Origin of the sequence: Massilia sp. CT11-137 (assembly GCF_047302885.1) — a bacterium.
In the GTDB taxonomy this organism is placed as follows: domain Bacteria; phylum Pseudomonadota; class Gammaproteobacteria; order Burkholderiales; family Burkholderiaceae_D; genus Telluria; species Telluria orientalis.
In genome coordinates, this window is the sequence record NZ_JBKYMP010000002.1 from 3,384,555 (window position 1) to 3,409,371 (window position 24,817).

The window sequence follows — 24,817 nt, forward strand, 5'->3', positions numbered from 1 at the left end:
TCCTCTGAGAGTTATCAGGAAAATATGTTGTGCGCTGACAAAAAGATACCGATCAGGCACGCAGGCCGGCCAGTCCGCCCAGCTTGTCCGGGTTGCGTACGACATAGATGGCGGCGATGCGGCCGTCCTCGATGTGGATCGACGTGATCGCATCCGGCATGCCGTTGCGCCAGGTCAGCACGCCCGGCGCCCCGTTGACGGTGATGATGTCGTGGCGCGTGTCGGCGTTCGACCACTTGCGCTCGATGCCGGCGACGAGGCGGCCCACGCGGTCGGCGCCGACCACCTGCCTGACCGTCGTCTTGACCTTGCCGCCGCCGTCGCCCGTGAACGTCGCGTCCGCCGTCAGCAGCGCCTGCACCTGGGCCGGGTCGGCCGAACGGGCCGCCTGCACGAAACGCCCCAGCAATTCCAGGTGCAGTTCGCGGTTGACGGCGAACCTGGGCCGTTCCGCCCGCACCCGTTCGCGCGCCCGCTGCAGCACCTTGCGGCAGGCCGCCTCCGTCTTGCCGACCATCGCCGCGACCTCGGCGTAATCGAAATCGAACACCTGGTGCAGCAGGAACACGGCGCGCTCTTCCGGTGCCAGCCGTTCGAGCATCAGCAGGAAGGCCGTCGAGAGGTCGCCGGCCGCTTCCAGTGCGCTTTCCGGCGACGCCGCGGTGTCTTCGACCAGCGGTTCGGGCAACCACGGGCCGACGTAGTGCTCGCGCTCCGTCATGGCCCCGCGCAGGCGGTCGATCGAGAGCCGGGTGACGACGGTGACGAGCCACGCTTCCGGCGTGCGCGCTTCCAGGCTGCCGCCGTTCTGCCAGCGCAGCCAGGCTTCCTGGACGATGTCCTCGGCGTCGGCGCGCACGCCCAGCATGCGGTAGGCGATCCCGAACAGGCGGGGACGGAGACGAATGAATTCGTCGAGGGGAGTGGCAGTCTGGGTATCCATATCCATTAGACGGATGAGGCACACGTTTTGTGACCGCCGATTGTACGCCCCGTCAGCGCTGCGACATAGCTGCCCGGGCTGTCAGGGTGGCGTCCCGCACTCGGCATCCAGCCGGGTGCGGGCATGCGACTTTCCCGGCCGCACCCGCATCGGTGCGCGTGGCGCGTCCAGCCGCACCGGGGTGAGTTTGCCGGCATACGGCGGCATGTCGGGATCGATCTCGACCGTGCTGCCGTCCGGCGGTACGCCGGCGAGGAAGGCGCCGATGGCAATGCGGACGATCATCCGGTTGCCGGGCTCCGCCTTCATGCTGACCCGCTGTTCAACCTTGTTGATGTAGAGGAACGTACACGTCGCCCCGGCGGGCGTCGTGATGTCGACTTTCTTCGGCAGGGAAAACCCGTAACGGCCCGTCGCCCACAGCTTGACGACACAGGTTCCGTGCTCCAATGACGAAAAAGTAAAGTTCATGCGGCAATCCTAACCGCCGTCACTCATCTGTACGTTTGGAATTTGTACCAAACCGTAACGGGTGGAACATTCGTTTCCTGGTCACATCTTCAGCTCGAGATTCACCCCCACGCGCGTGGCGCCCTGCTGCCAGCTGACCTGGCGCGACAGCCCGCCCGCGTCCTCGTAGATGCTTTCCGACTCGCCGTCCATGCCCAGGATATTGTTGAGCGTGAAGCGCAGCTGCAGGTGCGGATCGAGCTTCCACGCGGCATACGCGTCGACGTCGCGCCGCGTGTGCGCGTGGCGGATCTGCGCGTCCGACACGCGCACCCAGCCGCCCTGCTGGTACGCCATGCTGGCGCCGAAGCTGAGGCGATCGCGGCGGTAGTCGAGGCCGACGTTGGCCGACATCGGCGTCTGCCCGTCGAGGCGGTTGTCGGGGCCGGGCACGGTCGACACTTCCGACCAGTTGCGGGTCACGCTCGCGCGCATGTCGAAGCCGGCGGCGGCCGGGTTCAGCATGCGCAGCGGCAGTTTCACTTCGGCCTCGAGCGAATGCACGCGCGCGTCGCCGTCGTTCAGCGGGCGATAGATCCAGCGGCCGTCCGGATCGAGGTCCAGGCGCGTGCGGATATAGTCGCTGATCAGGCGCTGCGTGCCGCTCACTGACACCATCGCCCCGTCCGCCCAGTACTGCTCGAACGCGACGTCGACGCCGTTCGCCAGCTCCGGCTTCAGGCCCGGATTGCCGCTGGAATCGGGCGCGAAGCGGGTGTTCAGCGCGGACAGGTAGCGCCGCGCCGTCAGCTGGTCGACGGTGGGCGCCTTGTACGTGCGCGTGAGCGCGAGGCGCACCTGGCGGCCGCTCTTGTCGGGAAATTTGTACAAGGTCTGCGCGACGGGGCTCAGCACGTGGCTGCGCGACGTCGTCCCGGGCACGTTCGTCCCCGCACTCTCGGTCTCCACGCCTTCCCAGCGCCCGCCCAGGTACATCGACCACTGCTTCGTGATGCTCCACTCGTCCTGCACATAGCCGGCCAGGCGCGTGACTTGCGGCTCGTAGGCCTCGACCACGTGCGTGGCGGGCGCGCCGTCCTGCTGGTCGATGCGGTCGCGCGAGTCCTCGTTGCGCTGGCGGCTCGCATCGATGCCCGTCACGAGCGAATGGCCGTCGAACAGCGAGCGCGCGAACTTGCCGCGGAACGACATGCGGCGCGGACGATACACGGTGTCCCAGTCGCGCAGCAGGTGGTGCGCGCGGCCGGCCGAATAATAATCCGTGTCGTTGTCGTTCTCGTCGCGGCTGCGCTCCCCCGACAGGCTCACGTCCAGCTTGCCGCCGGCCAGCTTCGCGACCCAGCCGATCTCGCCGCGCATCATCCACTGATCGCCCGACGTGCGGCCCGGCATGTCGATCCAGTCCGGATTGCCGAACGACCCGGCGAGATTCTCGTTGTGCGAGACGCCGGACCACGCATGGCTGCTCGCCTGCAGCCCCGCCGACAGGTTCAGTTCGTTGTCCGCGTCGATCTTCCAGTTCAGGCGCGGGAACAGGACGCCGCCGCGGTAGGCGCCGCCGCCGTCGTAGCGGGTCAGGCGCGACTGCGCCAGCGTGCCGTCCGGCAGCGACAGCTGGTCCGCGCCGCGCGAATGAAACTCGTTGTGGCCGCCGAACAGCGTGCCGTTCACGAAGTACGACAGGGTGCCGACCTTGTCGCCCCACGTGCCGCCCATCGTGCCGCTGCGCTGCAACGGCGAGCGCGTCGCGTTCAGGCGCAGGTCGCGCTGCGGCTTGCTCACGACCTTGCGCAGCACGATGTTGATGGTGCCCGCGATGGCCTGCATCGAATACTCGGCGCTGGCGGCGCGGATCACTTCGATGCGCTCGATCTGGTCCGGCGTCAGCGCGTCCAGCGAAAAGCCGGGCGGCGGGCGGTCGCCGTTGACGAGGATCTGCGTGTAGCCGGCGCCGAGTCCCCGCATCTTGATCGATTTATCCGTCACCGTGACGCCCGGTGCGCGCTTCAGCACGTCGAAGATGTTGTCGTCGCCGTATTTGCGGATCTCCTCGGCCGACAGCACGGTCTTGCTGGCCGTGTCGTCGCGGCGCGGGTCGTAGGTGCTGGCCGAGCCCTTCACTTCCACCTTTTGCATCGGCTTGTCCTGGGCCTTGCCCTTGTCGGCCGGCGGGGTGGATTGTGCGAACGCGGCGCCGGGACAGGACAGCACGGCGGCGATGGCGAGGCAAAGAGGTGTGGGTGACATCGTGAGAGGGCAGAGGATTGCGTCAATACGCGCTGGATTGGCAGCGTTCGGATCAAATAGTTCGAGAGACTAACGAATTATGCTATCCGGAATCGCGGCGTTTGTCACTTCCGCGTTGCACCACCGAGTCCCGCGAAATTGGCCCGCACGCGATCTTCCGGGAACGCTTCCGGCGGGCCCGTCTCGGGTTCCGATACAAGACGATGACGCGTATGTGGCGCGCAGCCCTCATGTGCTATTGATTTGACGAAATACTTGGTCCTCCAAGATATAATCGGCCAGCCATGCTCCTGCGCCGCCTTTATTACTTGCTGCTTGCCTTGATGCTGTCCGCGACAGGCGGCCACGCGTACGCGAAGACCTATCAGTTCAATGGTGGAAACGTCGGCGGGTGTCCGTTGTCAGGGAATACGTACACGTGCACAAGCCTTCCGCTGAGCAACTGGAACGACAGTATGACCATTGCGAGCGGCTACCGGGTAGATTTTACGTCGGACATCACGTTCGGATACGATCACACGCTGACGATGAGCGGTACCGCTGTCCTGTCGAGTACTGGCGACCTCGACATCGGCGGGATCAAGACCGGCAACCTCAACATCAGTGGCGGCACGCTGATCGCAGGCGACGTGTTCAGCGTGGGCGCGCAGAACCAGACGCTGACGGCGACCATCCAGGCCGTCACGGCGAACCTGGGCACCGGATCCGACCTCACCATCAACGGCAGCATCAAGGCGACGGGCACCGTCAACGTCGCCTCGCACGCGACGATCAACGGCCCGATCAGCGGTGCGACGATCACGACCAACTCCCCTGTCGCCCTGAACGGCGACATCGTCGCGACGAACTCGTTTACGCTCGCTTCGGGGAGCACGGTCAAGGGCAACATCACGGCGCCCGTCGTCAGCCTGCTGGCGTCCGGCTCCACGGTCGAGGGCAATATTACGGCCCGGACGTCGCTGCAGCTTGGTTCTTCCGTCACCGTGAAAAAAGGCGACGTAACCGCCGGCACGTTGACGCTCGACTCATCGGACGCCCTCATCGATGGCAATGCGACGATCGACAGCGGCATCTTCAACTGGCACGGCCGCGTGACGAAGACGATTTACTGCTCGGGCGGCACCGCCACCGGCAAGTGCGACTGCGTACAGAACAGCAGCGGCTACGACGTGAACACGACGCTGGGTCCGCACTGCCAGGGCAATGCTGTAGCGCTCGACCACTTCCTCATCAACTACAATCCGGCGGGCAGCGTGTGCGCGCCGTCGGCGGTGACGATCACCGCCTGCGCCAACCAGGCGTGCACGGCCACGTACGGCGGCGGCGCCACCGTGACGCTGGCCCCGACGGGCCAGTCGGTGGCAATACCGACGTCCGGCAGCGTGCAGGCGGCCGTGAGCTGGACCCAGGCCGGCACGTTCACCCTGGGGCTGTCCGGCGCGACGACGGCCAGCGCCACCGCCTGCAACCGCACGGACACGGGCACCGGGGGCGACTGCAAGGTCGCCGTGGCCAGTTCCGCGTACACGATGACGATGAGCGCCGACGCCGCCTACGCCGAGGCGCCCTCGCCCCCGCAGCTCACGATGGCCGCCGTGCGCTTCGACGCGAAACAGAATACGTGCGTGCCGCTGTTTAACAACGTGGATCGCAACATCACCTTCACCTGCGCCTACAGCAATCCGGCGAGTGGCACGCTGCCCGTCCGCCTGAAAGATATCCCCCTGAACAGCGGCCAGAACGCCGCGGCGGCCTGCGACGGCACCGGCGCGACCCTCAAGCTCACCTTCAACGAGGAAGGCAAGGCGAGCGTGCCGCTGCAATACGCGGATGCCGGCGCGGTGACCGTCAAGGCGACCGACAGCGGCGCCGGCAGCCCGCCGTCGGCGAACGTCACGGCGACGTTCGTGCCGGCGAAGTTCGCGCTCGCGCTGGCGAACGCCAATGCCCCTTACGTGGCGGGCAAGGAGTTTACGGCAACGGTCACGGCCGTGAATGCCGCGTCCACCCCGGCCGCGACCCCGAACTTCGGCCGCGAGCGGATAGCGGAAAGCGCGAAACTGGTGCCGGTGACGTGCCAGCCGGCTAACGGCAACGGCCTGCTCGCACAGACGGCATCGCCGACCCTTGCCGGCGTGCAGACGATCAAGGCCACGTGGAGCGAAACAGGCCGCATCGACCTCGTCGCATCGCTCGCCAACGGCGCCGGCTACCTGGGAACGGGCGTACTTCCCGCCACCGCGGCGACCGGCAGCGCCACCACGGGGTGCACGGGCGGCGTCGGCACGTTCAGCCCGGCCTACTTCACGTTCGATACGGACGCCGACTGGAAGCGCACCTCCCGTTTCTTCGGCGGCACGCTGGCGCAATATTATTCGGGCGAACCCGCGCTCAAGCTCAAGGTCACGGCACGCAACCTGCAGAACGGCGTCACGCAAAACTACGAGGGCGCAAATGCGCGCGACGTGCTGTTCACCGGCGTCAACCCGGACGGCAGCGCACTGGCCGCCGGCGGCGCCTTCAGCCGCTCGACGAGCTATCCGAACACCGACCTCGTGGGCAAGGCGCAGCTGCGCGGCACGGACTTCAAGGCCGGCAGCGCCACGTGGGCCGGCAGCTTCACGTTCACGAAGTCGCCGACGGCGCAGACGCGCTTGCGCGTGCGCGCGGCCGAGGACCTGCCGCTCGATCAGTATCCCGCGAGTTCGTCCGCGATGCCGGCCGAGGTCACGGCCGGCGCCGAACCGACGCTGTTGATCCGCAGCGGGCGCATCCGCCTGCCCAGCCGGTTCGGTCCCGCCGGCGCCCTGCTCCGGATTCCCGTGTCGATCGAGTATTACACGGGCCAGATGTGGATCATGAACGCCGAGGACTCCACCACCGCCCTGCCGGCGGGCATCGTGTCGACGGGGACGGCCGTGCCGGGTCTCACGCTCTCGTCCACGCTGTCGCCGGCATTCACGGGCGGCAAGGCCGACCTCACGTTGACGCCCAACGTCGCCGCCCACGTCAGCGTGCCGTTCGCGCTCAACCTGGGGACGACGGCCGCCAACACGTCCTGCTACGCCAGCCGGGGCGCGGGGATGTCGACCAGCACGGGCGGCGCCCTCGCATTCCTGCGCAGCCCGGACGCCTCCTGCGCGCCCGCCGGCAACGTCGACCCGTCCGCGCTGGCCACGTTCGGCGTCTACGCGCCGGAGACGAAGCGCATCATCCACACGCGCGAGGTGTTCCGATGACGCGCCCTGCCCGTCGCGGCGGCTTCACGATCGTCGAGCTGGTCGTCGTGATGATCATCATCGCGGCGCTGGCCGCCATCGGCATCCCGCGCCTGACGGGCGACAAGTCGGCGGAAGCGGCCGTATTCGGGGACCAGGTCGTCAGCGGCCTGCGCCGCGCCCAGAAGATCGCGATGGGGCACCGGCGCGTCGTGTCGGCGACCGTCGGGCCGAAGGCCGTCGTACTGCGCGTGAACGGCAACAACAACGGCTGGATCGCGCTGAACGGCGTGGGCGACGACGACTATGCGACGAGCGACAGCGGGCTTACGCTCACGACCGGCAACCTGCCGGCCACCCTGTACTTCCAGCCGGACGGCCGTATCACGACGGACGCCCGCGGCGCGGCCGCCTGGGCGGGCAGCCTGTCCGTCACGGGCGCCGTCAACGGCGGAACCCTGTTTCGCACCATCACCGTACAAGGCGCGACCGGCTATGTTGAATAAAGCCAGGCGCAGCACCGGCGTCACGCTGGTCGAACTGATCGTCGCCCTCGTCATCATGGGTGTCGCGCTCGGCGGCATGGTCGCCGTGTACACGGCCACGACGCGGTCCAGCGTGGATCCCGTCATCGTGCAGCAGATGCAGTCGATCGCGGACAACATGATGGAAGAGATCCTGATGAAACCCTTCACGCCGGGGCCGGGCACCGGGGCGCGCATCAACTACGACGACGTCAGGGACTACAACGGCTATGGCAAGGGCATGACGGGCATCCGCGACGTCGAAGGCAACCTCATTCCAGGGCTGGAGCGGTACTCGGTGAACGTCGAAGCCGTGACTGCGGCGCTGGCCGGCGTCGCGTCGGCGGAGGATGCCGTGCGCGTCGTCGTCACCGTGTCCATGCCGGGGGCCGGCTCCGTCGTGCTGACCGGCTGGAGGACCAACCCATCATGACCCGCCAGCGCGGCTTCACCCTCGTCGAACTGATCATCGTGATGGTCATCGTCGGCGTCATCGCCGGCGTGCTCGTGCTGCAGATCCGGCCGGCCATGCAAACCTATCTCTCGATCCGCCAGCGCGCGAACCTCACGAGCCAGGCCGATACCGCGCTGCGCCGCATCCTGTGGGAAGTGCGCACGGCCGTGCCGAATTCGCTGCGCTATACGTGGACGGATGGGCAGAACCAGTGCATCGAATTCGTACCGACGAAGGATGGCGGCCGGTTCCGCACGGCGGCGGACTACGAGCATGCAACCCCCGGCAACCCGTTCACCCGCGACGCCGCCACGGATACGTTCGACACGCTGACGCTCATCGACGCCAGCTATGCAGGCGATTATCTATTCGTCGGCAACGTGAACGGGAACGACGTCTACAACCCCGCCAACAGCTGGGCGATCAAGAGCATCGCCGACGCCGCCACGACGACCCAGGGCCGGAACACGGTCACCCTCGCCGCGCCGGCGACCCTTCCGGCCGGCTACGAAGGCGGCCGTTTCGTCGTCATCCCGAAGCTCGAGCGGGCCGTGACCTACACGTGCACCCGGCAAGGCACGGACGGCGCCGGGACGGGCACCGGCGTCATCTACCGCGTCACCGGCTACACGCCGAGCACCACGCCGGCGAAGAACTGCCCGACGAGTGGCGCGATCCTCGTCGCGAAGGTCAGCGACTGCAACTTCCTGTACCGTGAAAGCCAGGGCGCCACCCAGCAAAGCGGTTACCTGCAGCTGCGTCTGGGCCTGGCCGAAGGCGGCGAATCGGCCCGGCTGACGATGGGCGCCCACGTGGAGAACACGCCATGACGGCCCGGCGCGCGGGCGGGTTCGCGTACATCGCGGCCATCATCTTCCTCGTCGTGCTGGCGGGCTTCGCGCTGGCCGTGCTGCGCCTGTCGGAGACGGAGCAGGTCACCGTCAACCAGTCCTTCCTCGGCACCCGCGCGAGCCTCGCCGCGCGCACGGGGCTCGAATGGGCGTTCTACAAACTGAAAGCAAAGGACGCGACGTGCGATACCGTGAAGACTGTGCCGGACTTCAAACACGACACGGGCTTCACGGTGAACGTGGGGTGCTCCACGCCCCCGCAACCCTACGACGAAGGGCTCGGACCGGATGGCAAAACCGTAAAAAAAGTCATCTTCGAGCTGACCGCGACGGCCTGCAACGGGAGCACCTGCCCGGGCTCCGACGCGGACCTCGCGAACCCGGACTACGTCGAGCGCAAGCGCACGGCGTCGATCTGCGTCGCGTCCGACGGCACCGACTGCTACTGAGGCCCATGCTCCGCCGCGCCCCACTCTCGCTCGCCGCGCTCGACACGTTGCTGACGGACGCGCGCACCCGCGGCATCGAAGGCTGGCGCCGCGGCGTGCTCGAATCCCTGATGTTCGGGATCAAGGAAGCGCGGGCATGCCTGTTCGCTGGACTGTTCTTCGCCTGCGTGCTGCTCGTGCCCCGCGCCGGCCTGCTCGGCGTACCCCGCTACGACCTGCTGCTGGGGGCGGCGCTGGCGATCCAGGCGTGGATGCTGAAGAGCGGACTGGAGACCCGCGACGAACTGAAGGCGATCTGCCTGTTCCACGCGCTCGGGTTCGCGCTGGAGGCGTTCAAGACGTCCAGCGGCATCAGGTCGTGGAGTTATCCGGACTTCGCCTACACGAAGGTGTGGGGCGTGCCGCTGTTCTCGGGGTTCATGTACGCGGCGGTAGGCAGCTACATCATCCAGGCATGGCGCCTGCTCGACCTGCGGGTCCGCCACCATCCGCCGTACTGGATGGCCGCGCTCGTCGCGCTGCTGATCTACCTGAATTTCTTCACACACCACGCGCTGGGGGATGCGCGCTGGTACCTGGCAGCCGTCGCGCTCGGGCTCTACGCCCGCACGACCGTCAGTTTCCGTCCGCTGGACCGCGAGCGGCGCATGCCGCTGCTACTGGGATTCGTGCTGACCGGGTTCTTCATCTGGCTGGCGGAGAACCTCGGCACGTTCTGGGGATTGTGGCGTTATCCGAACCAGCTGGGCGCGTGGTCGGCCGTCCACGTCAGCAAGTGGAGTTCGTGGTCGCTACTGGTCATCATGACGTTCACGATCGTCGCGAACCTCAAGCACGTCAAAGCGCGGATACACGTACCAGAGCAGTGACGCCGGTCTTGGCCAGCGCCATCGCCACGGGCAAGGCGCACAGAACGATCATCACACCGATACGCACGCGGCGCGCGCGCTGTTTCTGTTCCTCGAAACGGGAAACGCGGAATCCTGCATCATGGTTCATGGAAGTCCTTTCATGTGATATGTATGAGCCAATCATAATATGGAGGCCGAGAAACCCGCGACACGAATGGATTTCCCGCGAATCCGATGCCACCCCGATAAGTTACATTGCGATGGGGTAAAAGATCAGATTACACCGCCTGGCTATACAAATCCATGAGGCAGATCTAACCAAGGTTAAATTCCGCAAGATCGTCTGATTTTCTCCACGACAGAATGGCAAGCCCGCCAGCTCAGCTGCGGTCGACGACGAGCGCGAGTTGTCCATCGCGCACGACGAATTCCGACTCGCCCCGCACTGCGAGCCGGGTGCCGGCCGGTGGCCCGCCGGGCACGTCGATGGCGAGCTGGCCGCGCCAGGCGATGGCGGCGACGAGGGCGTCGCCGCGCGGCGCCAGCGCCGTCACCCGCTGCTCGCGCTGGGCGAACATCGTTCTCGCCTGTTCCGCCAGGATGCGGAAGGCGTCGCGGCCGTCGCTGGCGGCCGTCAGATGGCCGCCGGACCAGTTCTCGAAACGGACGTCGGGGCTCAGCGTATCGAGCATGCCGTCGACGTCGAAGGCGTTGTAGGCCGCCACGTAGCGCTCGATCAGGGCGAGGGCAGCCGGTGCGATGCAGGCATGGGACATCGGTCTCTCCTTTCTCGTTTCACGTAAAACGCCAGGCGATGGCGGATGCGTCGTCCGCCGTTTTCGCAGCCAGTCCGGCGGCCTCCTTGCCGGCCTCGAACGCGCGCAGCTCGTCCAGCAGCGCGTCCAGCCCGCGCGCGCGGCACGCGTCCAGCAGGCTGCCGTCCGAGTGCAGGCCATAGGTGTCGACGAGGCGGTACAAGCCGTCGCTGAGCACCAGCAGCAGCGCGCCCCGCGGCGCCGTCACCCGCGTCCTGCGCGCCGCGAACGGGCCGCGCGGTTCCAGGCACAGGACCGCGGGACTTGCCGCCGTGTTCTGTTCGTGGCGGCGTGCGCGCAGCATCGGCAGCAGCCGCGTCCAGCGCTCGGCCGGATCGAGGATACCTTCGGCAACGAGCGCCGCGACCGCGGCCTGCGTCGCCTGTTCCTGCGGGTTCTCGAAAGGGTCGAGGTCGCGTACGGTGCCGTCCGGGAGCTGCAGCAGGACCTTGCTGTCGCCGAGGCAGAACAGGTCCAGGGTGTGGCTGCCCCCGGTGCCGGCATCGGACACGCGCACCCACGCGAGCGTCGCGATGGGCCAGGCGTACGGCGGCACGTCGGCGTGGCCGCCGGCGGCACGGTAGGCGGCGCGCGTGTGGTCCAGCGCTTCCAGCACGAGCGCGTCCTGGCTCCCGTCCGCGCGCAGCACGCGGCCCAGGTCCTGCGCGAAGCGGCGCACGAACCAGGCCGGATCGCTGGCGCCGGCCGCCACGCAGCGCTCGGGCGTGAGCGGCGTCGCGCCATCCATCAGCACGAGGTCCGTATGACCGTCGCGCTCGTACACGACGGCGACGTCTTCGTTGATCCGGCCCTTGCCGGCCGACGAAGCGAGGGTGTACCGCATACTTGCTCCCATCCGTGTTGTCGTCGTTACTATAAGCCATCCGGATGACGTACGGATGAACCGTGCGCGGCGTGAAGATTGGAGAGTTTGTCGCACCGCTTTTCGCGTACGATAGTGCCGGACTTACATCACGAGGACACCATGACGCTCATCGAATCCGTTGAAACCTGCTTCAAGAAATTCGCCACCTTCGACGGCACGGCGCGCCGCTCCGAATACTGGTGGTTCTTCCTGTTCAACTTCATCGTCAGCATGATCCTCGCGATGATCGTACCGAAGATCTCGTACGTGTATTCGGTCATCGCCCTGCTGCCGGGCATCGCCGTCACCACGCGCCGCCTGCACGACACCGACCGCAGCGGATGGTGGCAGCTGATCAGCTTCGTGCCGTTCGTCGGCGTCATCGTCATGATCGTGTTCCTGTGCCAGGACAGCCGTCCGAACCGCTACGGCGCCGCCCCGGCCTACGCGGTCTGAGGCCTGCTCACAGCAGCCGGATACCCGGCAAGGTCCGCAACGACGTCTCGCGCATCACCTGCACGAAATCCTCCAGGTAGGCGTCGTCGCGGCCGCGTTCTCCCTTGGCCTGGCGCATGACCGCGTACAGGCGCCCCGTCAATCCGCCCGCCCCGATGCGCTGCTGCGCCACGTAGCCGCGCTGCAGGTAAGTCTGCACGGCCCACAGCGGCAGCGCCGCGAAACCCCGTCCGCTCGCCACCAGTTGCAGCATCGCCACCGTCAGCTCCGTCGTGCGGCGCGGCGGTTCCACGCCCGCGGGCCGCAGCACCTGGCGCACGAGGTCCAGCATCTCGTCCGGCACCGGATACGTGATCAGGGTCTGGCCGGCGAAGTCGGCGGCCACGAGGTGGTCGCGCGCCAGCAGCGGATGGCCCAGCGGCAGGATCGCGACGATGTCGAACTCGAACAGCGGGTAGACATCCACGTCGCGCTCGTCCGCATCGACCTCCGACACGATGGCGACGTCGGCGCGGTCCTGGTGCAGCAGCCCGACGGGATCGGACTGGAAGCCGGACACGATGTCCTGCTCGACCTCCGGCCAGCGCAGGCGCAGCGCGTCCATCGACGGCATCAGCCAGTCGAAGCACGTGTGGCACTCGACGGCGATGCGCAGCTTGCCCGCGCCGTGGCCCGTCAGGCGCGCGATGTCGCGCTCGGCCCGGTCGACGGCCGGGATCACGTCCTGCGCCAGCTCCAGCAGGCGCCGGCCGGCGGGCGTGAACGCGACCGGCGCGGACTTGCGCTCGAACAGCGTCAACCCATAGAACTCTTCCAGCGCCTTCAACTGGTGCGACAGCGCGGATTGCGTCACGTTCTGCAGCGCGGCCGCGCGCGACACGCTGCCGGATTCAAGGAGGGCCAGCAAGGTGCGCAGGTGGCGCAGGTCGAGGATCGAGGTCGGCATGAGCGGAATTCATCTGGACAGAAAAATAATTCGTTTGAATTATGCCGGTTGCTCATCGATGATGACAAGACTTATTCATCCAGATGAGGCAACAACATGATCAAAACTCATATTCTCGGTTATCCCCGCATCGGCGCCCAGCGCGAGCTGAAATTCGCGCTGGAGCGTCACTGGCGCGGCGAAATCGACGAGCAGGCGCTGGAGGCCGTCGCCGCCGAGCTGCGCGCACGCCACTGGGCCGACCAGCGCGCGGCCGGCCTGGACTTCGTCAGCGTGGGCGATTTCGCGTTCTACGACCAGGTGGCCGACCACGTGCTGCTGTTCGGCTGCGCGCCGGCGCGCTTCGGCTTCACCGGCGCCGAAACGCCGCTACAGCAACTGTTCACGCTGGCGCGCGGCGTGGCGACGGAAGCGCACGACGATTGCGGCTGCGGGCACACGGCGCACGGCAAGCCGGCGCTGGAGATGACCAAGTGGTTCGACACGAACTACCACTATCTCGTGCCGGAATTCGACGCGGCCACGCGCTTCGACCTCGCGCCGGACCGCCTGCTGGAGCAGGTGGCGGAAGCACGCGCGCTGGGCCACGCCGTCAAGGTGACGCTGGCCGGTCCGCTGTCGTTCCTGTGGCTGGGCAAGGCCAAGGACGGCGCCGACCGCCTCGCACTGCTGGACGCGCTGCTGCCGGTGTACTGCAACCTGCTGGCCCGCCTGAAGGCGGCCGGCGCCGAGTGGGTCCAGCTGGACGAGCCGATCCTCGGCCTGGACCTGCCGGGCGACTGGTCGCTCGCATTCGAACGCGCATATCACCTGCTGCATGGCGCCGGCGTGCCGTTGCTGCTGGCCACGTATTTCTCGCCGCTGCAGGAAAACCTGAGCCTCGCGTGCAAGCTCCCGGTCGCGGGCCTGCACGTGGACGGCGTCCGTGCGCCGGAAGAGCTGCGCCCCGTCGCGGACTGGCTGCCGGACCACAAGGTGCTGTCGGTCGGCATCGTCGACGGCCGCAACATCTGGCGCGCCGATCTCGACGCCTGCCTCGAACGCCTGCGTCCCGTGCTCGAGCGCCGCGCCGGCGCCGTGTGGCTCGCGCCTTCCTGCTCGCTGCTGCACGTGCCGTTCACGCTCGCCCACGACGCCGCCCTCGACGCCGAACTGCGCACCTGGCTGGCCGGCGCGCGTGAAAAACTGAACGAGCTGCGCATCCTGAAACAGGCGTTGACCGGCGGCGAACGGGCCGTCGCGATGGATCTCGCCGCCGCGCGCGCCGCGCTGGCCGCCCGCCGCGCCAGCCCACGCGTCGCGCGCCCCGATGTGGCCGCCGCACTGGCCGCGCTGCCGCCGGACGCCGACCGCCGCGCCGCCCCGTTCGCGCAACGCCAGGCCGTGCAGCGCGCCCGCTTCGGCCTGCCCGCGTTCCCGACCACGACGATCGGCTCGTTTCCGCAAACCCCCGCCATCCGCGCCGCACGTGCGGCGTGGCGCCGCGGCGAGCTGGCGGATGCCGAGTACGACACCGCGATGCGCGCCGAGATCGCCCATGCGGTGCAGGTGCAGGAAAACCTCGGGCTGGACGTCCTCGTCCACGGCGAGGCCGAGCGCAACGACATGGTCGAATACTTCGGCGAGCAACTGGACGGTTTCGCGTTCAGCGCCAACGGCTGGGTGCAGTCGTACGGCTCGCGCTGCGTGAAGCCGCCCGTGCTATACGGCGACGTGGGCCGCCCCGCGCCGATGACGGTGGCGTGGACCGCGTACGCGCAAAGCCTCACGGCGCGGCCGCTGAAGGGGATGCTGACGGGGCCTGTCACGATCCTGCAATGGTCGTTCGTGCGCGACGACCAGCCGCGCGCCCTCACCTGCGCCCAGATCGCGCTGGCGATCCGCGCCGAAGTCACCGACCTGGAACGGGCCGGCATCGGCATCGTGCAAATCGACGAGCCAGCGCTGCGCGAAGGCCTGCCGCTGCGCCGCGCCAGCCGCGGCGCCTACCTGGACTGGGCCGGCCGCGCATTCCGCATCGCCGCGAGCGGCGTCGCCGACGCGACGCAGATCCACACCCATATGTGCTACGCCGAGTTCAACGACATCCTGCCGGCCATCGCGGCGCTGGACGCCGACGTGATCACGATCGAGACGAGCCGCTCGGACATGGAACTGCTGGCCGGTTTCGGCGCGTTCGCGTACCCGAACGAGATCGGCCCGGGCGTGTACGACATCCACTCGCCGCGCGTCCCGGCGACGTCTGACATGGTGCGCCTGCTGCGCAAGGCGAGCGCCGTCGTGCCGGCAGACCGGCTGTGGGTGAACCCGGACTGCGGGCTCAAGACGCGGGCCTGGCCGGAGACGGAAGCGGCGCTGCGCAACATGGTGGCGGCGGCGCGACTGTTGCGGGATGAAGCGGGTGGCGGGCAGGTGCAGGCGGCCTAGACCGGGTGAATACCGCGCGTGGTGAAATAGGCCTCCAGCGTATCCCGCTCCCCCGCCCGGTCCACCAGCGCGACATACGTATCCGGTCGCACGAGATAGACCGCGTCGCGCACGAGACCGGCCGCCTGGCACGCGTCGCACCAGTCGTAGCGGTACAGTTCGATGCCGCGCCCGGCGCACCAGGCCTGCAGCGCCGGCGCCGCCTCGCCGTACACGTGCACCTGCCAGGCGATCGCCGCCAGCGGCGCGTGGTTGTCCGGACCGCCGCCGTAGCCCGCCCACGGCAGCCGGTCGCCGCCGCGAACGTGGCCGGCGCTGCCGGCCGACAGCGGGCTGTCGGGATAATGGATGCCCATCTGCGACAGCACCCGGAACATGAACGCCCGCACCGGTTCGATGCCGTACGCGGCCGACGCGAACAGGGGGGCGATGTGCGTGCGCACGAAGTCCGCGAACCCGCCCTCGGCGACGACGAACGAGAACGCGCGGTCCGTCGTCTCGACCAGCCGCTGGGCGAATGCCTTGCGCTCGGCCTCGTAGGTATCGATGAGCGTTTCCGGCGCCCGGCCCCGCAGCACGTGGGCCAGCTTCCACGCGACGTTGATCGCGTCGCCGATCCCCGTGTTCATGCCCTGGCCGCCGGCCGGGCTGTGGACGTGGGCCGCGTCGCCCAGCAGCAGCGCCCGTCCGGACCGGTAATGCCCCGTCACCCGGTGGTGCACGCGGTAGGTCGAGAACCAGTTCACCTGCCGGATGGTCAAGCCCAGACTGGCGATGGCGCGCTGGCGCACGTCGTCGAACGCCAGCGTGTGGCCCTCGCGCACCTCGGCGTCGCGTACGGCGCCGATCAGGCGGGCATTGCCCTGCTGGTCATACGAGAACAGCGCGGCGAAATCGCCCTCCTCCAGCGACAGGTGGATCTCCCCGTTCGCCGCCGGGCCGCTCACCTCCACGTCGGCGACGTAGAACGTGTGCTGGTACGTGCCGCCCTCGAAACCGGTCCCCAGCTGATGGCGCACGATGGAGTGCGCGCCATCGCACCCGGCCAGCCAGGCGGCGCGGCACACCGACTCGCCCGCCGGGCCGCGCAACCGCGCCGTCACGCCCGCCGCATCCTGCTCGAAGCCCAACAATTCGGTATTGCGCTCGACCGTCACGCCCGCCTCCTCCAGGCGCCGCACGAGCACCCGCTCGTGGCGGTCCTGCGGATAGATCAGCACGAACGGATACGGGGTCAATGCGCGGCCGGCGTCGCGGAAGGACAGGCGCGCGCGCCGTTCGCCCTTTGCCCACAGGTTGATGGCGGGATTGCGCAGGCCACCCGCGACGATCTCGTCCACCAGGTCGAGCTGGCGGTACAGTTCCAGCGTGCGCGCCTGCACCGCCATCGCGCGCGAGCTCGTGCCCGGCCCCGCGCTGCGGTCCACGATCCGCACGTCGACGCCCTGGCGCACGAGCCACAGCGCCAGCACGAGGCCGGTCGGTCCGGCCCCCGCGATCAATACTTCGGTCTCGTCCATGTCGCCTCCTCGCAGAACAGAATGGCAGGAAATCCGCCGCATACGGCGCACGATAACGATACAGTATGTTACGCGCGTCCCGCTACAATGCACCGGTCGGGCTTGTTAGAGGAAAGGATGGCGCCGTGAACATCGTCTGCATCGCCTGGGGTTCGCTGATCTGGGAACCCGGCCCCTTGAAGCTGGCGTCGGACTGGCAGCCGGACGGCCCGGCCCTGCCGCTGGAATTCGTGCGCGACAGCGACGACAGCGCCGAACTGGCCCTCGTCCTGCACGCGCCCGCGCCGCCCGTGCCCACGCGCTGGGCGCGGCTCGACGCGGCCGGCCTCGATGACGCCCGCGAGATGCTGCGCCGACGCGAAAAGATCCGGCCCGAGTATCCGCAATGGGTGGGCAGCCTGCCCGACCCGGTGCCGCCCGGCCTGCCTGCGAAGACGCCGGCGGCTATCGTGGCGTCCATCGCGGACTGGATGGCAACCCGTGACGTCGACGCGGTCGTGTGGACGGCGCTGCCGGCCAAGTTTGCCGGCGTCAGCGAACGCGCGCCCAGTCCGCACGAGGCGGTCGCGCTGCTGGCCGGGCTGCAGGGGGAGGAGCGGGCCAGGGCCGAGGAATACGTGCGCCGGATTCCGGGGGATATCCGGACGTTGTATCGCGGGGTGATCGAGGAACGGCTGGGCTGGACGCCACGCCAATAAGCCGTCATTCCCGCGCAGGCGGGAATCCATGCCGAGTGTCCCCGTTCGGATCAGTATGGGTCCCCGCTTGCGCGAGGACGACGACGGCTGATCACCCGCCCGTCTTCAGTTTTTCCATCAGCTTGCGCGCCTCGTCCGCCTGCGCAAACCCCATGTCGCCGGCCAACAACCCGTCGAGTTCCTTGCGCGCCGCGGCCTTGTCGCCGCTGGCGGCCAGCGCCGCCGCCAGGTGGTAGCGGATGTCGCGCGCCTTCGGTGCCAGCGCCTGCGCCTCGCGCAGCAGGGTCACCGCGCGGCCGGCGTTCCCGTTGCCGACAAGGATCCAGGCCAGCGTATCCATCACGTCCGCGCGCTTCGGCGCAGCGTTCAGCGCCGCCTCGGCCGATGCCTGCGCGCGCGCGTCGCCCAGCGCCTGGTAGCACAGCGCAAGATTGTTCAGCGCAACGGGGTTGCCGGGCTGGCGCCGCAGCACGTCTTCCAGCTGGAGGGCGGCCCGCTTGAACTCGTTCGCGCCCATCCACGTCTGCGCGCGGTACGCGAGCACGCGCACGTCGTCCGGATGCGCCGCCAGCCATTTCGCCAGGCGGCCGTCGGCGTCCGCGACGCGGCCGGCCCGGCGCAGCGCGTTGTCGATCTTGATCGCGAGTTCGTTCGTCGCATGCAGCGCGGACGCGCGCTCGAACGCGGCCAGCGCGGCGGCCGGCTGGCGCTTGGCCATCAGGATGTCGCCCTGCAACTGGTAGCCGGCCGCGCCTTGCGGATGCTGCTTCTGCATGTGTTCCGCGACCATCAGCGCCAGGTCGTGCGAGCCCTTGCGCACGTACAGCGCGGCCAGTTCCAGCTGGGCCGACGGGAAATCGGGCTGGATCGCCAGCACGCTCTTGAGGTCTTCCTCGGCCTGCGTCGTGTTGTTCATCACGAGCCGCAGCGCCGCCACCTGCATCAGCGCGGGCGCCGAGCGCGGCAGCGCCTGGGCCAGCTGCTTGTACGATTCCAGCGCGGCCGGCAGGTCGCCCCGCGCCAGCTCGGCCTTCCCGCGCAAATCCAGCAGGTCCGGGTTTTCCGGATGGCTCACCTGCAGGCGGCGCGCCAGTTCCAGCGCCTTGTCCGTCTGGCCCGTGCGCAGATAGTGCGCGCACAGGTCGACGCCGGGCCCAATCGCGTGCGGGTCGACGGCGGCGGCCTGTTCCAGCCAGCGCGTCACCTCGGCGCTGTCCTGCGTGCGCTCGGCCAGTGTCGCCAGGCCGTCCATCGCGGCCACGCTCTGCTTGTTCTTTGCCAGGAAGTCGACCAGCACCTGGCGCGCCTGCGCCGGCTGGCCGGCGTCGAGCGCCAGCTGCGACAGGCTCGCCGCGGCCCGGTAGTACGCGGGATCGAGCTGCAGCGCGCGTGCGAAACTGGCGCGCGCCGCGTCCGCCTTGCCCTGGGCCGCCAGTACCTGGCCCTTCAGCGCGTGGGCCAGCGGCCGGTCGGGCTCGTTGCGCTCCAGCGCGAGCGCCGCATCGAGTGCGGCGTCGCGCCGGCCCAGGCGCAGGTTCGCCTGCACGAGGGCCTCGACGGCCTCCGGCGAACGCTCGTCGAGCGCCGTCGCCGCCTGCAGCTCGCGCACCGCGTCGTCGGTCGCGCCCGCGCCCAGCCGCGCCAGTCCCAGGCCCGTGCGCAGCGTGGCCGACGCACCGTCCAGGCTAGTGGCGCGCGCGAACAGGTCGGCGGCCTGGTCGTAGCGGCGCGCCTTCAGGTTGGCGTCGGCGGCCAGCGCCAGCACTTCGGCATCGGCCTGGCGGGCATCGAGCACGGGCTCCAGCACGGTGCGCGCCTCGTCCCCGTGGCCGGAGCCGATCAGCGCCTGCGCCAGCATCTTGCGCGCGTAGACGTTGGCCGGATTGCGTTCCAGGTAACGGCGGAAATGCTGCTCCGCCTGGTAGTTCGATCCAAGCTTCAGGTCGACGGCGCCGGCCAGCAGCACGCTGGGCATGTGGTCCGGCACGGCCTTGAGCACCTTGTACAGCACGTCGCGCGCGGCGTCGGGCTTGTCGGTCGTATAGTCGAGCAGCGCCTGCGTGTACGCGACGAGCAGGCTGCCGGGTGCGCCCTTCGCGGCCAGGTCCAGCTCGGCCTGCGCCATCTGCGGCTTGCGCAGGCCGATGGCGAGATAGGCTTTTTCCACGTGGGCCGTGCGGTGTTGCGGGCTGACGGCCAGCACGCGGTCGTACAGCGCCAGCGCGTCCTCGGGCCGCTCGCCCGCGCGCACGAGGTCGGCCTTGAACATCAGCGCGTCGACGTTGCGCGGATCGCGGGCCAGCACGCGGTCGGCGTAGCCGTGGGCGGCGTCCGCATGGCCCTCGACGATGGCGAGCCGGCCCAGGCCGACGAGCGCCGCCGGGTCGTCCGCACGCTTGGCAAGCACGTGTTCGTAGGCAGCCCGCGCCTCGTCGTTGCGGCGCAGGGCCAGGCAGGCGTCGCCGCGCGCGGTGGACAAGCCAGGGTCGTCCGGGCCGCCGGCCGTCTCGTCCAGCGCCTTCTGGTGCTGGCCTTCCAGCACGAGCGCCGCAGCCAGCGCCGCCAGCGCCGGTCCGCGCGCATGGCCCCGGTCCAGCGCCTGCCGGGCTTCCTTTTCGGCCGTCGTGCTGTCGCCCAGGTCGAGGTAGACCTGGGCGAGCTGGTAGCGCGTGTCCGCACTGCGCGGGTCGGCGTCCAGCGCATTCTTGAGGACGATGAGGGCACCGCGAAAATCCCCTTTCGCGCGCAATTGCGCAGCGTGGGCCCGCTGCTGCTCCGCCGTCTGCTGCTTGCAGGCCGGAAGCGCGGCGGCGAGAACAAGGGCCACGAGGACGGCGGCCAGGCGGCTGGTGCGTGGAGGTGGGGAGGACATCGCTGATCTTGTTATAGATGAATGGTGCATTTTCGTGGGGCAAGGCCGTTTATGGCAAGCAAAACCCGACGGGCATGACCGCAATACCACGCCACCGCGAACAGTTGTAAAAAGATCACGGCTCTCATCGGTAATAAATAATTTATTTACAAGTTAAGTTTATCCGTGGCATGATACGAGCTGATGCTGGTCAACGTGTAAATATATCCGGGAGATTCTGTGAAAAAAGCGCTCAAGCTGGCCGTCTCGGCTGCATTCATCCTCGGCGCCAGCCAGGGGTGGGCCGCGACCATCACCGACTCCGGCGTCACCGCCTATTATGGCTACGACAACCAGGGCGCCGCGGACGTCATCGGGGGCACCGAATACGATATCTCCAAGGCGACGATCGCGCGCGCCGGGAGTGTGCTGACCATCACGATCAACACGAGCTTCGCGGGCAAGGCGGGCGTCAGCCCGACGTGGGGCAAGGACGGCCTGACCGGTGCGACCGGCAAGGGCATCGGCTACGGCGACGTGTTCCTGTCCGACACGTGGAATGCCGCGGGCACGTCCAGCAATCACTACACGTCCGACAACGCCACCAAGGGTACCGTCTGGGACTACGGCTTCGCGCTCGACAACCGCTGGAGCAACTCGGGCGGCGACTTCAAGCTGTACGCCCTGAACGGCGCGACCAACGCGCAGAACATCCTCAATTCGAACAGCTACATCAAGTGCTCGAACTGCAACTACCGCGAGAACGAGGAAACGGCCGTGAACACCAACTCGTCCACGGTCAAGGACACGGGACTGTCCGGCAAATGGGCCGTCTCGACCGGCGCCCTGACGTTCACCATCAACCTCTCCGGTTCGGAACTGATGGACTACAGCTCGTTCGCGATGCACTGGGGCGAGACCTGCCAGAACGACGTCCTCGAAGGCGTGGCGATGGGCGTGCACATCCCGCTGCCGGGCACCGCCGCCCTGCTGTTCGTCGGCCTCGGCGCGCTCGGCATGGCACGCCGCCGCCGCGCTGCGGGTGCACTGCCCCCAGGCGCAGCGGCCGCCTGATTCCTTTCAGCCGGCGCTGCCGGCAATCCTGTTGCGTCCCGCCGCCTTGGCACGGTACAACCGCGTGTCGGCCACCTCGACGAGTCCAGCCGGCTGGTCCTGGCTGCCCGGGACGATCGTCGCCACGCCCATGCTGCACGTGACGACGTCCGCCACGCCGGACGCCGCATGGGGCAGCGCCGCCTGCGCCAGCCGCCGCGCGCACCGCGCCGCCACCGCCAGCGCCGCCGCCTCGTCCGTCGCGGGCAGCACCAGCGCGAACTCTTCGCCGCCCAGGCGCGCGCACAGGTCGCGCGTGCGCGATGCCGCACGGTCCAGCACCCGCGCCACCTCCTTCAGGCAGGCGTCGCCCTGCGGGTGGCCGTAACGGTCGTTGTACTGCTTGAAGTAATCGATGTCGACCATCACGAGCGACAGCGGCTCGCCCAGCGCACGGGCCTTGCCCCACTCGACGTCGAGGATCCGGTCGAACATGCGCCGGTTGGCGATGCCGGTAAGCGGGTCGCGGTAGGACAGCGCCTCCAGCTCCTTCTGCAGCTGCAGGATCTTGTCCTCGGCCCGTTTGCGTTCGCTGATGTCGAACATGAAGCCCACCAGGCAGTCCACGGCCCCGTCGGCCCGCCGGATCACGTGCACGACGTCACGGATCCACACGTATTCGCCGTCGGCCGTCAGGGCGCGGTAATCGGCTTCGTGATCGGTGCCCTGCTGCGACTGGCTCACGCAGAAATCGACCGTCTTCTGCCGGTCTTCCGCATGGATGCGCGTGGCCCAGTCCTCGACCGTCTTCCAGCTGTCCTGGGGCCAGCCCAGCACGCGTTCGATCTGGGGACCGATGTACGTGAAGCGCGCGGAGGCCCAGTCGATGCGCCACGGGATGGCCTGCGTGGATTCGAGCAGGGTGCGGTAGACGCCGGCGTCGTCGCCGGTCTCGGAATGGTTGGTCATGGCGTTCCCGAACCTGAAAACCATCATACTACCGGAATGCCTGGCCTTTGGACCAGTGCCCATGCGGCGCGCGATGGATAGACTCGGCCTGTCATCCATTTCCCACCACGAGGTCTCCCATGGACAACCAACATACCCAGGACAATGCCGGCGTCGTCCAGGAATTCGGCGCGCTGGCGCCCGTGCGCATCGGTCTTCCGGAGCAGACGCGGTCGCAGAGCGTGCGCGCCCTGAACCGCCTGCTGGCGCACACGATGGCGCTGCGCGACGCCTACAAGAAAGCGCACTGGCAGACGTCCGGCGCCAACTTCTACGAACTGCACCTGCTGTTCGACAAGCACTACGAAGAACAGGTCGCGATCATGGACGCCATCGCGGAGCGCATCCAGACCCTGGGCGGAGTGACGTTCGCGCTGGCCGGCGACATCGCCGGCGAATCGTCGATCGCGCGCGCCCCGCGCGGCCGCGAATCGGCCCCCGCCCAGCTGGAACGCCTGGCCGCCGCCCACGAGACGATCCTGATGGACGCGCGTCCGCTGGCGCGCGCGGCGTCCGACGCCGGCGACGACGGCAGCAACGACCTGATCGTCAGCCAGGTCGTGCGCGCCAACGAACTGCAAAGCTGGTTCATCGGCGAACACCTGGCACGCCAGGCCGAGCGTAACTGAGCGCGCCTGAACATCATACTTTAGTGTGATGTCATATCCTTTTGTATAGCTGGACCCGGGCGGCCTTCGTCCCGACAATGACCATGGTGGCGCGGCATTCCGTCCGCACCACCATGATCACCGGACGAGGAGCAGCCCATGACCACCCACCCGCCCCGACTGGCCGCGAGCCTTGAACCCGAACGGCAGGCGCGCCTGGCCACGATCGGCCAACTGGCCGCGTCGATCGCCCACGAGGTCGACCAGCCGCTGGCCGCCATCGCGCTGCACGCCCACGCGGCGCTGCGCTGCATCGAACGCGCCCAGGCGCCGGCCCAGGCGCATGCCGCCCTGTGCGCCGTGCTGGAAGCGTCGCAGCGCGCCAGCGCCATCGTGAGGAGCGTGCGCGCCCTGGCCGGCCAGGTCCGGCTCGAGCGCACCGAATGCCGCCTCGACGCCGCCATCGACGACGTGCTGGCCGAATACGCGGCCGACGTGCGCCGCCACGCCATCGCCTGCAAGGTCACGGTGGCACCGGGTGCGCGCACGGTGGCGGCCAGCCCCGTGCAGCTGCGCCAGCTCCTGCGCAACCTCGTCGGCAACGCCGTGGACGCGCTGTCTCCCGTGCGCGGCCGCACCCGCTCGATGGCGATCCGCGCCCGCGTCGGCCCCGGCGGCGAGATCGTCGTCACCGTGCGCGACAACGGCACCGGCATCGATGCGGCCGCCGCCGCAGACGCATTTGACCCGTTGTTGACGACGAAGCCGCACGGCATGGGCCTGGGATTGGCGATCTGCCGCGCCATCGCCGACGCCCATGGCGGCCGCCTCTGGCTGGACGCCAATCCGGACCACGGCGCGACGGCCGGCTTCGCGCTGCCGCGCACAGCGCACGCGCATCCGTCCACCGCATCCGTGGAGGCCGTCCATGGATGACCCGCGCCCCATCACCGTCCTCGTCGCGGACGACCACCCGCTGATCCGGGCCGGCCTCGCCGCGCTGATCGGCGTCGAACCGGCGCTGCAACTGGTCGGAGAAGCGGGCGACGCCGTCGCCGCCGTCGAACACTACCTGCGCCTGCGTCCCGACGTCATGCTCGTCGACCTGAACATGCCCGGTGGCGGCGGCGTCGAGGCGATCCGCAAGATCCGCGCGCTCGTGCCGGACGCCCGCATCGTCATCCTGACGACCTACGACGGCGACGAGGACGTGCACCGCGGCCTGCTGGCCGGCGCCAGTGCCTACCTGCTCAAGCAATCCGGCCTCGACGAGGTGGTGCAATGCGTGCGCCAGGTGGCCGCCAACCGCCGCTACCTCGCGCCCGGGCTCGCCGAGAAGCTGGCCGGGCGCGTGGACGCCAATCGCCTGTCGCGCCGCGAGCTCGAGATCCTCGCGCACCTGTCGGCCGGCATGAGCAACAAGATGATCGCGCGCACCGAGAACATCGGCGTCGGCACGGTCAAGTACCACGTCAACAATATCCTGTCCAAGCTGAACGTCTCGTGCCGCACCGAAGCGGCCTGCGTGGCGGCGCGACGGGGGCTGATCCACGCGTACTGAG

23 protein-coding genes are annotated in these 24,817 nt (G+C 68.6%); 13 read left to right on the top strand and 10 right to left on the bottom strand.

All coding sequences use genetic code 11. From position 1 onward, the window contains the following. Positions 1-52: 52 nt before the first annotated feature. From sigJ to ACEN98_RS31900, 3 genes are all read right to left on the bottom strand, one after another. Positions 53-943 carry an RNA polymerase sigma factor SigJ gene (sigJ, locus tag ACEN98_RS31890; RefSeq protein ID WP_413339804.1) on the bottom strand — a complete coding sequence of 297 codons (891 nt, stop codon included), beginning with the start codon at positions 941-943 and terminating at the stop codon, positions 53-55. An 81-nt stretch (positions 944-1,024) separates the two neighbouring features. Beyond that, positions 1,025-1,414, bottom strand: coding sequence for a hypothetical protein (locus ACEN98_RS31895; protein ID WP_413388840.1), 390 nt, complete (start codon positions 1,412-1,414; stop codon positions 1,025-1,027). An 81-nt stretch (positions 1,415-1,495) separates the two neighbouring features. After that, positions 1,496-3,661: a TonB-dependent receptor plug domain-containing protein gene (locus tag ACEN98_RS31900; protein WP_413388841.1), complete on the bottom strand. Its 2,166-nt coding sequence runs from the start codon at positions 3,659-3,661 to the stop codon at positions 1,496-1,498. Between the two features lie 455 nt (positions 3,662-4,116). Between ACEN98_RS31900 and ACEN98_RS31905 the strand changes: the two genes are divergently transcribed. From ACEN98_RS31905 to ACEN98_RS31930, 6 genes are read left to right on the top strand one after another with little or no spacing between them, the layout of a single operon-like run. Continuing rightward, positions 4,117-6,900 (top strand): DUF6701 domain-containing protein, encoded by a 2,784-nt coding sequence (locus ACEN98_RS31905; protein ID WP_413388842.1) that lies wholly within the window; start codon positions 4,117-4,119, stop codon positions 6,898-6,900. Next, positions 6,897-7,385: a prepilin-type N-terminal cleavage/methylation domain-containing protein gene (locus ACEN98_RS31910; protein WP_413388843.1), complete on the top strand. Its 489-nt coding sequence runs from the start codon at positions 6,897-6,899 to the stop codon at positions 7,383-7,385. Before ACEN98_RS31905 ends, ACEN98_RS31910 begins: the two co-directional genes overlap by 4 nt. Next, a complete protein-coding gene (locus ACEN98_RS31915; protein ID WP_413388844.1) occupies positions 7,375-7,836 on the top strand; it encodes a type IV pilus modification PilV family protein in 462 nt (153 codons plus the stop codon). Before ACEN98_RS31910 ends, ACEN98_RS31915 begins: the two co-directional genes overlap by 11 nt. Continuing rightward, positions 7,833-8,687, top strand: a complete 855-nt coding sequence (locus ACEN98_RS31920; RefSeq protein ID WP_413388845.1) for a prepilin-type N-terminal cleavage/methylation domain-containing protein — start codon at positions 7,833-7,835, stop codon at positions 8,685-8,687. The genes ACEN98_RS31915 and ACEN98_RS31920 overlap by 4 nt, the downstream gene beginning before the upstream one ends. Beyond that, the gene (locus ACEN98_RS31925) at positions 8,684-9,157 is read left to right on the top strand and encodes an MSHA biogenesis protein MshP (protein WP_413388846.1); all 474 of its coding nucleotides are present in this window, start codon (positions 8,684-8,686) and stop codon (positions 9,155-9,157) included. The genes ACEN98_RS31920 and ACEN98_RS31925 overlap by 4 nt, the downstream gene beginning before the upstream one ends. 5 nt (positions 9,158-9,162) lie before the next feature. Next, a complete protein-coding gene (locus ACEN98_RS31930; RefSeq protein WP_413388847.1) occupies positions 9,163-10,026 on the top strand; it encodes a DUF817 domain-containing protein in 864 nt (287 codons plus the stop codon). Here ACEN98_RS31930 and ACEN98_RS31935 read toward each other — a convergent pair. From ACEN98_RS31935 to ACEN98_RS31945, 3 genes are all read right to left on the bottom strand, one after another. Further along, positions 9,995-10,156: a hypothetical protein gene (locus tag ACEN98_RS31935; RefSeq protein WP_258850763.1), complete on the bottom strand. Its 162-nt coding sequence runs from the start codon at positions 10,154-10,156 to the stop codon at positions 9,995-9,997. The genes ACEN98_RS31930 and ACEN98_RS31935 overlap by 32 nt on opposite strands. 232 nt (positions 10,157-10,388) lie before the next feature. Next, on the bottom strand, positions 10,389-10,784 hold the full coding sequence (locus ACEN98_RS31940; protein ID WP_413388848.1) for a nuclear transport factor 2 family protein: 396 nt from the start codon (positions 10,782-10,784) through the stop codon (positions 10,389-10,391). A gap of 19 nt (positions 10,785-10,803) precedes the next feature. Further along, complete coding sequence (locus ACEN98_RS31945) at positions 10,804-11,667, bottom strand: hypothetical protein (RefSeq protein ID WP_413388849.1); 864 nt, start codon at positions 11,665-11,667, stop codon at positions 10,804-10,806. Between the two features lie 141 nt (positions 11,668-11,808). Here ACEN98_RS31945 and ACEN98_RS31950 point away from each other — a divergent pair, with 141 nt between their 5' ends. Then, positions 11,809-12,144, top strand: coding sequence for a DUF805 domain-containing protein (locus tag ACEN98_RS31950; RefSeq protein ID WP_413388850.1), 336 nt, complete (start codon positions 11,809-11,811; stop codon positions 12,142-12,144). A gap of 7 nt (positions 12,145-12,151) precedes the next feature. On the opposite strand, the gene ACEN98_RS31955 is transcribed toward ACEN98_RS31950, so the two are convergent. Further along, positions 12,152-13,090, bottom strand: a complete 939-nt coding sequence (locus ACEN98_RS31955) for a LysR family transcriptional regulator (protein ID WP_413388851.1) — start codon at positions 13,088-13,090, stop codon at positions 12,152-12,154. Between the two features lie 96 nt (positions 13,091-13,186). Here ACEN98_RS31955 and metE point away from each other — a divergent pair, with 96 nt between their 5' ends. Continuing rightward, positions 13,187-15,517, top strand: coding sequence for a 5-methyltetrahydropteroyltriglutamate--homocysteine S-methyltransferase (gene metE / locus ACEN98_RS31960; protein ID WP_413388852.1), 2,331 nt, complete (start codon positions 13,187-13,189; stop codon positions 15,515-15,517). On the opposite strand, the gene ACEN98_RS31965 is transcribed toward metE, so the two are convergent. Further along, positions 15,514-17,037, bottom strand: coding sequence for an FAD-dependent monooxygenase (locus ACEN98_RS31965; protein WP_413388853.1), 1,524 nt, complete (start codon positions 17,035-17,037; stop codon positions 15,514-15,516). The genes metE and ACEN98_RS31965 overlap by 4 nt on opposite strands. A 125-nt stretch (positions 17,038-17,162) precedes the next feature. Between ACEN98_RS31965 and ACEN98_RS31970 the strand changes: the two genes are divergently transcribed. Further along, complete coding sequence (locus ACEN98_RS31970; RefSeq protein WP_413388854.1) at positions 17,163-17,735, top strand: hypothetical protein; 573 nt, start codon at positions 17,163-17,165, stop codon at positions 17,733-17,735. A 91-nt stretch (positions 17,736-17,826) separates the two neighbouring features. On the opposite strand, the gene prsT is transcribed toward ACEN98_RS31970, so the two are convergent. Next, positions 17,827-20,607, bottom strand: coding sequence for an XrtA/PEP-CTERM system TPR-repeat protein PrsT (prsT, locus tag ACEN98_RS31975; RefSeq protein WP_413388855.1), 2,781 nt, complete (start codon positions 20,605-20,607; stop codon positions 17,827-17,829). A 219-nt stretch (positions 20,608-20,826) separates the two neighbouring features. Here prsT and ACEN98_RS31980 point away from each other — a divergent pair, with 219 nt between their 5' ends. Further along, positions 20,827-21,660: a PEP-CTERM sorting domain-containing protein gene (locus ACEN98_RS31980; protein ID WP_413388856.1), complete on the top strand. Its 834-nt coding sequence runs from the start codon at positions 20,827-20,829 to the stop codon at positions 21,658-21,660. 6 nt (positions 21,661-21,666) lie between these two features. Here the strand turns inward: ACEN98_RS31980 and ACEN98_RS31985 are convergent, their stop codons facing one another. Further along, positions 21,667-22,608, bottom strand: coding sequence for a diguanylate cyclase domain-containing protein (locus ACEN98_RS31985; protein WP_413388857.1), 942 nt, complete (start codon positions 22,606-22,608; stop codon positions 21,667-21,669). A gap of 119 nt (positions 22,609-22,727) precedes the next feature. Between ACEN98_RS31985 and ACEN98_RS31990 the strand changes: the two genes are divergently transcribed. The 3 genes from ACEN98_RS31990 (at position 22,728) to ACEN98_RS32000 (ending at position 24,816) form a co-directional block, all read left to right on the top strand. Then, positions 22,728-23,276 carry a Dps family protein gene (locus ACEN98_RS31990; RefSeq protein ID WP_413388858.1) on the top strand — a complete coding sequence of 183 codons (549 nt, stop codon included), beginning with the start codon at positions 22,728-22,730 and terminating at the stop codon, positions 23,274-23,276. A 138-nt stretch (positions 23,277-23,414) separates the two neighbouring features. Next, positions 23,415-24,191, top strand: a complete 777-nt coding sequence (locus ACEN98_RS31995) for a sensor histidine kinase (RefSeq protein WP_413388859.1) — start codon at positions 23,415-23,417, stop codon at positions 24,189-24,191. Next, positions 24,184-24,816: a response regulator gene (locus ACEN98_RS32000; protein WP_413388860.1), complete on the top strand. Its 633-nt coding sequence runs from the start codon at positions 24,184-24,186 to the stop codon at positions 24,814-24,816. The genes ACEN98_RS31995 and ACEN98_RS32000 overlap by 8 nt, the downstream gene beginning before the upstream one ends. The last annotated feature ends 1 nt before the right edge of the window (position 24,817 follow it).